Origin of the sequence: Paenibacillus ginsengihumi DSM 21568 (assembly GCF_000380965.1) — a bacterium.
Taxonomy (GTDB): Bacteria; Bacillota; Bacilli; order Paenibacillales; family NBRC-103111; genus Paenibacillus_G; species Paenibacillus_G ginsengihumi.
The window spans coordinates 20,904-27,084 of the sequence record NZ_KB905615.1 but is presented as its reverse complement, the minus strand read 5'-3'; the positions used below and the strand labels follow the sequence as shown (position 1 = coordinate 27,084).

Below are 6,181 nucleotides of genomic sequence, written 5' to 3'. Positions count from 1 at the left end.
AATGTGACCGGTCTCAACTTCTTCATGATCTGCTTGATTCGGCGACGCTCCGCAAGAATTTCAATTCGGCGTTCGCGGCGTGATTTTCGTTCTGGCGCATGGTTCGTTGCTTGTGGTACCATGTTGCTAGGGACACTTCCTCTCGTTGGTTATTCGTGGTGGTTTAACCTTTGACAAGAGGCTTGCAGTGTCCTGTTTATTTTGCAAAAAAATTGGCAACTTTTTATGACGAAAATGCCTTGTCACAACGTGAATCTCTCAGATTTTGGCTAGGCTACATTCCGAATTCATGTTGAAAATAGCCCCGCCCCAGACCCGCGGCTCATTTTCATCTTCTGATGGTGCTGCGCAAGCCGCATGGGCGTCTATCTTGAAATTACACTTTATTTTCATACTTTAGCGAAGTTAAACTTTCCGCAACGCTCAAAAAAGCCCGGAGGAGCTCATCCCTAGCTCTTCCGGGCCTTGCCTGCTTCCAGCAGCCTATTCCTCGTATATGTGCACGAGCAGCCGGCCGAGCTCCTGCATCGCCTGCTCCTCCTGCTCGCCGTCCGTCTCCAGCGTGACGACGTCGCCGCAAGCAATGCCTAGCGTCAGCATGCTGAGCGAGCTTTTGCCGTTCACTTTTTTATCGTTTTTCGATACGTTCACCTTGCAGGGAAACGAGCTTGCTTTCTGCACGAACACTTTGGTCGGGCGGGCATGAAATCCGGAAGGATTCATGACCGTAAAGGCTTGAGACATCATTCGCTGTTCCTCCTTATCGCGCGTTGCACATACTCCTTGATCTCGTTCTGGCTGCTCATCGCCAGCGTCTCCTGCACGCGGCCGGCCCATTCCGCTTGATCAAGCTCGCGAATCAGCGCCCGCGCCGGCAGGATCGAACCGGCGCTCATGCTGAATTCGTGCAGCCCCATGCCGAGCAGCAGCGGAATCGCCGTTTCGTCGCCGGCCATCTCGCCGCACATGCCGACCCAGATGCCCCGCTCCCGGGCGGCGCGAATGACCGTTTGAACGAGTCGGAGAATCGACGGATGGCACGGCTGATACAAGTATGACACCGTCTCGTTCATGCGGTCCGCGGCCATCGTATATTGAATGAGGTCGTTCGTCCCGATGCTGAAGAAGTCGACCTCCGGCGCGAGCAGATCGGCGGCCAGCGCCGCTGCCGGCACCTCGATCATGATGCCGACCTCCAGCTTCTCGGAGACCGGCTCGCCCTCGCGGAGCAGCTTCTCCTTCTCCTCCCGGAGAATTCGCTTCGCCGCCTGCAACTCCTCCAGCACGGCGATCATCGGGAACATGATCTTAAGATTCCCATAGCGGCTGGCCCGCAGCAGCGCGCGCAGCTGGGTGCGGAATAAATCCTCGCGATGCAGGCTTAAGCGGACGGCGCGCAGCCCCAGGAAAGGATTGCTCTCCTCCGGCAGCTTCCAGTACGACAGCTCCTTGTCGCCGCCGATATCCAGCGTCCGGATGACGACCGGCTTGCCTTCCATCTTCTCCAGCACATATTTATAGACGGAGAATTGCTCTTCTTCCGTCGGGAACGCGCTGCGCCCCATGTACAAAAATTCCGTCCGGAACAGTCCGATCGCTTCCGCGCCGTTGTCGATCGCCTTCTGCACGTCGTCCACGCTGCCGATATTGGCCGCCAGCTCCACCCGCTTGCCGTCCCTGGACACTGTCGGCTGTCGCTTCAGCTCGCCGAGCGCCGCCTGCCGCCGGTCATACTGCTCCTTCCTCTCGCGGTAAACAGCCAACTCCCCGTCGTCCGGGTCGACGATAATCCGCCCTTCCACCGCATCGACGACGACCGTAGCGCCCGCGGGAATCTCCTTCACCCCGCTGCCTGCGCCGACAATCGCCGGGATGCCCATCGAGCGGGCCATAATGGCGGAATGCGACGTGCGGCTGCCGACCTCCGTCACGAAGCCGCGCACCTTCGTCAAGTCGAGCTGCGCCGTATCGGACGGCGTCAAATCCGCGGCGATGACAATCGATTCATCGGCGATGTGCGCGACCGATGAATACGGCTCGCCGCGCAGCGCGCTCATCACGCGGCCGGACACATCCCGCAAGTCGGCGGCCCGCTCCCGCAGCAGCTCATTGTCCATCGCCGACAGCGCCTCGATAAAGGCGGAGGCCACCTCATGCAGCGCGAATTCCGCATTGACGCCCTCCTGCTCGATCTTCTCCAGCGTCGCATCGATCAGGTCGGGGTCCTCCAGCAGCAGCAGATGCGCCTCGAAAATTTCCGCCTTCTGGGACCCGAGCCGCTCCTCCGTCTGCTGCCGGATCGCCTCCAGCTCGCGCCCCGCCTGCTCCACCGCCTGCCGGAACCGTCCCGCCTCCGCCTGCGGATCGCTGACGGCCGCGCGCACGGGCACATAGGTTGCTTGCTGCAGCCGGTACGCCCTGGCGATCGCCAGCCCCGGAGAGGCGGCAATACCCGATAGCTGTCTCATCGCATACACCCCTTTCATCTCAGAAGTCTTTCCGGTTCAGAAATTGCTCGTAATATTGCAAAATCAGCGCGTGCACCGGGTGCCCTTCCGGGATGCCGGTATAACGCGCGATAGTCTGCCCGATGCCGTCCGTCCTTATAGCCGCCTGCAGCTCCGCCGCTTCCGGGTCTTCCGCGCAGTCGAACAGCAGCGCCGCCGCGGCCGCCTTCGCCAGATGCCAAGGCTTGATCCCACGCTCGAACGCCCGCAGCGCCGGCCGGATCAGCCGGTCGTCCGGGGACAGCTTGCGAATCGGGGAGCGGCCGACGCGCACGACCTCGTCCCGCAAGTAAGGATTCCGGAACCGCTCCATGATCGTATCGATATACCGCTGATGCTCCCGCTCGTCGAACCCGTGCTCCGCGACGAGCAGCGCGCCGGTCTCCTCGAGCGTCTGCCGCACCTCTCTGGCGATACCGGCGTCGGCCATCGCCTCCTGAATCGTCTCGAAGCCGCGCGCATAACCGAGATATGCGGCCGTGCAGTGACCCGTATTGACCGTGAACAGCTTGCGCTCGATATAAGGCTGGAGCCGATCCGCGTAATGCACGCCGGTCAGCTCGCGAAAGCCCGGCGCCATGGCGGAGCAGTCGACAACCCACTCGAAGAAAGGCTCGACCGTTACCTCCAGCGGGTCCTCATTGCGCTGAAGCGGCACGATCCGGTCGACGGCCGCATTCGGGAAGAAGACGCAGGCGTCCGCCTTGCCGCGCGTTGCCTCGCTCAGTCGGACATACACCTGCTCCTTCAGGATCGAGCTGCCGCCGATCGCATTCTCGCAAGCGATGATGTGCAGCGGTGCATCCGTGCGCTGCAGCCGCGCTTCGAGGCCTTGGGCGATCGCGCCGGCAATATGCTGCAGCACGCCGACGCCAACGGCCGTCGTCACCAGCTCCGCCGATGCCACCGCCTCGGCCACACGGGGAACGTCGCTGCCGGAAATCGCCGTGACGCCGCGCACGGTCTGGCTCTCCCGGGATGGTCCGGCGAGCGTCACCTTATACTCGCCTCTTTGCTGCAAGAGGGAGACCAGCGTCTCGTTCACATCGACAAAGCATACCTCGTAGCCCGCTGCGGACAATACCAGTCCGATAAAGCCCCTGCCGATGTTGCCAGCCCCGAAATGAACAGCCTTCATGACGTCATCCCGCTTCCGAGGATCGCGAGCAGCTCTTCCTCCGTCGAAGCTTGCAAAATGCGCCGCATATTGTCGTCGTCCGAGCACACCGTCGCCACGCTCGTCAAAATGTCGAGATGATCGTCGCCCGCCGCGGCGATCCCGACAACAAGATAAGCCTTCTCGCCTTCGCCGAAATCGATGCCCTGCGGGAACTGGATGACCGACAGCCCTGTGGAGCGGATCAATTCCTTGGAGTCGTTGGTTCCGTGTGGAATGGCCAACCCTCCGCCCATATAGGTGGATAGCGTCTGCTCCCGCTCGATCATCTTGTCGATATATTCGACCGAGGCGTGGCCGGCAGCGACCAGCAGTTGTCCGGCCATGCGAATCGCCTCGAACTTGTCGCGAGCCGAAGCGTTCAACTTCACTTTGTCCTTCGATAAAATGCTCATTCGGCATCTCTCCTTGTATCCAGTTTGCTTTGGTAAAAATCGAGCAGGGCGCCCGCCAGAAAATGCCTGATTTCCTTATCCGTCCCTTCCTCCAGCAAAGCGATCATTTCCTGCACGAGCAACAGCCCGCTCACCTCGCTGAGCACCTCCAGGCTCGCATCCGCCAGTCGCAGCGGCGCCAGCATCAGCAAGATCTGGCTCACCTGGCCCGGCTGCTGCGGCTCCAGCGTCAGCGGCTGCTTCAGCCGAAACAGCGACAAGACGGGCCTTGCGATATGCTCGCTTCTCGTATGAAACAAGGCGAGGCGGGTATCCGGGATCACCTGGGTGCCGTGCCGCTCCCGCTCGATGAGCTGGCTCACGATCGCTTCCACCGCCTCGGGCGATGCGTCCGGCAGCGCCGCTTCGCTCGCCTTGCGCAGCGTATCGCGCAGTTCCCTTCCGCGCGCGGGCGGCGGCAGACGGAACAGGCGAAACTGCTCGATCAGCGATACGATCTCGTCGAGGTAGCTCTTGAATTCGCGCAAGCGGGCAACTTCGTCCTTGATCGGAAGCGCGGCTTCGCTCTCCTGCGGCTGCGGCGGCCGCTGCCGCTGCAAAGCCGTCTTCCGAATAAACGCGCGCAGCCTCTCCGTCTCCTCGGCCGTCAGCAGCGGGCTCAGCTTGATGTACTGATCCGGCTCCAGCGGCAGATCGACCGTCGAGATGATGAGATCATACGCCGCCCGCGGAATGCGGACCGCCTCGTACCAGGAAGCGTGGCCTAATATTTTGACTTGCGGCAGCTCCTTCTCGAGACGCGCCGCCAGCATCCGGGAAGAGCCGATGCCGCTCGTGCAGACGATGATCGCCTTCACATTGCGGGAAAACTGCTTCAAGCGCTCCATCGCAGCGCCGAAATGCATGACCAAATAGCCGATTTCTTCGTCCGGAACAGCAAGTCCCGTCATTACTCGGTCTGCTCCTTGCCGAATTTGGCTGAACAACTGCTCGTAATCCTTCTTGATCTGGGCGAGCAGCGGATTGCGGATCGGCATCCCTTCAAGAAGCCGCTGGACGGCCGGCTGCAGATGATTCACCAGCCCCTCCCGCAAAATCCGATCCTCGCTGAACGGAATGCCGGTCCGCTCCTCCATATAGGCGATCAACCGAATAGCCATCTCCAGCGCGGAGAGATCCTCCTCCGGAGCCTCGGAGCGCAAGCCGCGGCGGCCGCCCAGCAGCCCGGCGACATAGCCGGCTTCTTCGGGGGGAAACGGCATGCCGAGCATGTCGGTGAGCTCCCGGACCATACGCTGCGTTTCGGGCTCCTCGCTGCCGAAGCGGCCGGAGGGATTCGTTCCCTCCGGCGCTTCCACGCGTTTGCCCTGGCGCATGCGCCTGATAGCGACGGACAGCCGGATCAGCAGCTCGGTGTACGCCTCCTCCGACAAGTCGCTGGGCTGCTTTTCCTCCAGATGCCACAGCGCTTGCTCGACCTCCATCAGATTGTCCTTGCCGATCAGATCCAGCAGCCGCTTCGTCACCGGAGGCAGCGTCTGGCTTAGAGTCTTGCCGAACAGGACGGAGTCGTCCAAATGATGCATGACCAGCGTGCCGATCATCCGTCGCTTATTCTCCTCGGACCCGCGAATCATCACGCCAAACCCTCTTCTGCGAATCAAGGCTAATCCGTGCTTCTTTAGCAAATGCTCCAGCTCATCAAGGTCGTGACTGACCGTCGGCACCGTCACCTGCAGGTCATAGGCGAGCGAGAACAGCTTGATCGGTTCATCCGCCTCCAGCAGCGTACAGAGCATGAGCACTTTCCGCTCCTCCGCCGTATAATCGACCTGGTGCATGCGCAGCAGGCTCTGCTTCAGCTCGTCCAGCTGCCGGGGCTTCCCCTGAAGCTGGATGCCGACGCCGGACTTCTTCACCAGCGATACGCCGAATGCCGCCAGCACGGGCTCCAGCTCCGCCAGCTCCCGGTGCACGGTCCGCGTGCTGACATTGATCTCGGAGGCGACTTCGCTCGCCGTAATCTCTTCCTTGCTGCTGAGGAGCAGCTCCAGCATGTGACGCTGCCTGTTCGATATGTTCATGACAGACATCCTCGATTC

The 6,181-nt window shown here is 61.3% G+C and carries 5 protein-coding genes; all 5 read right to left on the bottom strand.

Annotated features, from left to right (window positions below; translation table 11 throughout):
• Positions 1–483: 483 nt before the first annotated feature.
• The 5 genes from F591_RS0122930 to F591_RS0122910 are packed head-to-tail and all read right to left on the bottom strand — an operon-like array spanning position 484 to position 6,163.
• Complete coding sequence (locus tag F591_RS0122930; RefSeq protein ID WP_019536946.1) at positions 484–747, bottom strand: HPr family phosphocarrier protein; 264 nt, start codon at positions 745–747, stop codon at positions 484–486.
• On the bottom strand, positions 744–2,468 hold the full coding sequence (gene ptsP, locus F591_RS0122925; RefSeq protein ID WP_019536945.1) for a phosphoenolpyruvate--protein phosphotransferase: 1,725 nt from the start codon (positions 2,466–2,468) through the stop codon (positions 744–746). The genes F591_RS0122930 and ptsP overlap by 4 nt, the downstream gene beginning before the upstream one ends.
• Positions 2,469–2,487: 19 nt before the next feature.
• Entirely contained in the window at positions 2,488–3,645 is a 1,158-nt protein-coding gene (locus F591_RS0122920) for a mannitol-1-phosphate 5-dehydrogenase (RefSeq protein WP_019536944.1), read from the bottom strand.
• Complete coding sequence (locus F591_RS0122915; protein WP_019536943.1) at positions 3,642–4,079, bottom strand: PTS mannitol transporter subunit IIA; 438 nt, start codon at positions 4,077–4,079, stop codon at positions 3,642–3,644. The genes F591_RS0122920 and F591_RS0122915 overlap by 4 nt, the downstream gene beginning before the upstream one ends.
• Complete coding sequence (locus F591_RS0122910) at positions 4,076–6,163, bottom strand: BglG family transcription antiterminator (protein ID WP_019536942.1); 2,088 nt, start codon at positions 6,161–6,163, stop codon at positions 4,076–4,078. Before F591_RS0122910 ends, F591_RS0122915 begins: the two co-directional genes overlap by 4 nt.
• Positions 6,164–6,181 lie beyond the last annotated feature (18 nt).